Source organism: Alishewanella sp. HH-ZS, from assembly GCF_001704375.1.
In the GTDB taxonomy this organism is placed as follows: Bacteria; Pseudomonadota; Gammaproteobacteria; order Enterobacterales; family Alteromonadaceae; genus Alishewanella; species Alishewanella aestuarii.
Window position 1 is genome coordinate 1 of sequence record NZ_LZEJ01000079.1, and the last position, 2,836, is coordinate 2,836.

Annotated in this window: 2 protein-coding genes; one reads left to right on the forward strand and one right to left on the reverse strand. The window is 50.6% G+C overall.

Going from position 1 to position 2,836, the window contains the following annotated elements; genetic code table 11:
- Positions 1 to 39: 39 nt before the first annotated feature.
- Positions 40 to 978, reverse strand: a complete 939-nt coding sequence (locus tag A9165_RS16270; RefSeq protein WP_008608671.1) for a LysR family transcriptional regulator — start codon at positions 976 to 978, stop codon at positions 40 to 42.
- 194 nt (positions 979 to 1,172) lie between these two features.
- Here A9165_RS16270 and A9165_RS16275 point away from each other — a divergent pair, with 194 nt between their 5' ends.
- Positions 1,173 to 2,765: an isocitrate lyase gene (locus tag A9165_RS16275; RefSeq protein WP_065956662.1), complete on the forward strand. Its 1,593-nt coding sequence runs from the start codon at positions 1,173 to 1,175 to the stop codon at positions 2,763 to 2,765.
- Positions 2,766 to 2,836: the final 71 nt, after the last annotated feature.

The window sequence follows — 2,836 nt, forward strand, 5'->3', positions numbered from 1 at the left end:
TCCCGCCTCCTACTCGATTTATGTCTAACCCAGTTCAGGTCAGTTCAGTTCATCTGCCGTTTCGGTGATCAGACGGCGAAACCAGATATGGCTGGCATCCTGATGCAGCAGAGGGCTCCAGATCATTTTCAGTTCAATTGACGGAATGGCAAAAGGTGGGTCCATAATCGCCATCGTCGGATCTTTTTCGTATAAACGGGCGGCGCGGCTGGGCAGCGTCGCAATCAGGTCAATACCTACCGCCAGATGCATCGCCACATGGTAGTTACGGGTAAAGACGGTGATATTGCGTTGTTTGCCCAGTTTGGCCAGGGCTTCGTCTACCCAGCCGAGCTTTTGCACATCTTTCGGATCCATACCGACGCCGACACCAAAGCCGGTTTTACTGACCCAGATATGCTGCGCTTTCAGATAGCTATCCAGATTAAAGTGCGAGAGCACCGGGTTTTGCCGGTTTAGCAGGCAGGAAAAACTATCGCGCCAGACGGTTTTCTGATGAAACGACTGCGGTAATTGATCAAAGCGGTTAATCGCCATATCGACCTTGCCATTTTCCACATCATGAAAGGTCACATCGGACGGGGTCATAATATCCAGACTGGTATAGGGCGCCTGTACCCGCAATTTTTTTAACAGCGCTGGGATCAGCGTCGAGGCCGCATAATCGCTGGCCATGATCCGGAACACGCGCCGACTTTGTGACGGCTCAAAATCTTTGTTCGGTTGTAAGGTTTCTTCCAGAGTTAGCAAAACACCGCGTACCACAGGGGCTAATTCGCGCGCCCGCTCGGTAGGCACCATCCCCTCAGAGGTGCGCACCAGGATCGGATCGTTGAGTAAATCCCGCAGTCGTTTTAAGCCATTACTCATCGCCGGCTGGGTGATATTCAGCTGGTTGGCGGCACGGGTCACATTCTTCTCCCGTAGCAGCACATCTAGGTAAACCAGCAGGTTGAGGTCCATTTTGTTGATATTCATATCTGAAATGCTCAGCTGTCAGTACATTATTGCGCTGAATCATAGCATTGCTGCAAAGCGAACCCAATAGCCGTTTTTGCCATTCACTAAAAAAATGATGGGCATCATGAAAATCAGCTTTATGAATCTTTGTTTTGTTAACTATATTGAAAGCACACCACAGCGGTTACAGTTAAAACCAAGAGGAAACTACCATGACAGCTTATCAAGATCAGATCGCCGCATTAGAGCAAGTTGTTGGCAGCAACCAGGGCTGGAATGCTATCAGTCCTGAGTATGCGGCACGGATGCGTTTACAAAACCGTTTTAATACCGGTTTAGATATTGCGAAATATACCGCTAAGGTGATGCGCGCCGATATGGCCGCTTATGACGCCGACAGCAGCCAGTACACGCAGTCATTAGGTTGCTGGCATGGTTTTATCGGCCAGCAAAAGCTGATTGCGATTAAAAAGCACTTTGGTACCACCAAGCGTAAATACCTGTATCTGTCTGGTTGGATGATTGCCGCACTGCGCTCTGAGTTTGGCCCACTGCCGGACCAATCCATGCATGAGAAAACCTCAGTGCCGGCATTAATTGCTGAGTTATACACCTTTTTAAAACAAGCCGATGCCCGCGAGCTGGGCGGTCTGTTCCGCGAACTGGATGCAGCCCGTGCTGCCGGAGACAGCGCCAAAGCCGCAGCGGTACAGAGCAAGATTGATAACTTTGAAACCCACGTGGTGCCGATTATTGCCGATATTGATGCCGGCTTTGGTAATGAAGAAGCCACCTACTTACTGGCGAAGAAAATGATTGAAGCCGGTGCCTGTGCGATTCAGATTGAAAACCAGGTCTCGGATGAGAAGCAGTGTGGTCACCAGGATGGTAAGGTCACAGTACCGCATGCGGATTTCCTGGCGAAAATTAATGCCGTGCGTTACGCCTTCCTGGAGCTGGGCGTCGATGATGGCGTTATCGTGGCCCGTACTGATTCTTTAGGTGCTGGTTTAACCAAGCAAATCGCGGTAACCAAAGCGCCGGGCGATTTAGGCGATAAATATAACAGCTTCCTGGATGGCGATTACATTAGCAGTGCCGATGATATTGCCAATGGTGACGTGGTGGTAAAAGCCAATGGTAAGCTGTTAAAGCCGAAGCGTTTGGCCAGTGGGTTATTCCAGTTCAAACCGGGCAGTGGTATCGATCGGGTGGTATTGGATTGTATTACCTCATTACAAAACGGTGCTGACTTACTGTGGATTGAGACCGAGAAGCCACATATCGGTCAGATCAAAGAGATGGTTGACCGTATTCGTGAGGTGGTGCCGGGTGCCAAGCTGGTTTATAACAACAGCCCATCCTTTAACTGGACGCTGAATTTCCGCCAGCAGGTATTTGATGCCTGGCAAGCGGCAGGCAAAGATGTGTCTGCTTACGATCGCGCCGCCTTAATGAGCGCCGAGTATGATACGACAGAGTTGGCACTGGAAGCCGATAAGCGGATTCAGACCTTCCAGGCTGATGCGGCGCGTGAGGCGGGGATTTTCCACCACCTGATCACCCTACCGACTTATCATACCGCGGCTCTGTCTACCGACAATCTGGCTAAGGAATACTTTGGCGCCGCCGGTATGCTGGGTTATGTGGCTGGCGTACAGCGTAAGGAAATCCGTCAGGGCATCGCCTGTGTCAAGCATCAGAATATGTCTGGTTCAGATATCGGTGATGATCACAAAGAGTACTTCTCTGGTGAAGCGGCACTAAAAGCCGGTGGTACCCATAACACCATGAATCAGTTCTAAGTTTTCGCAACGTGGTCAGGTAACTGACATTGGGCAGCCTCGGCTGCCCTTTTTTGTGGTGCGCCGGGCAT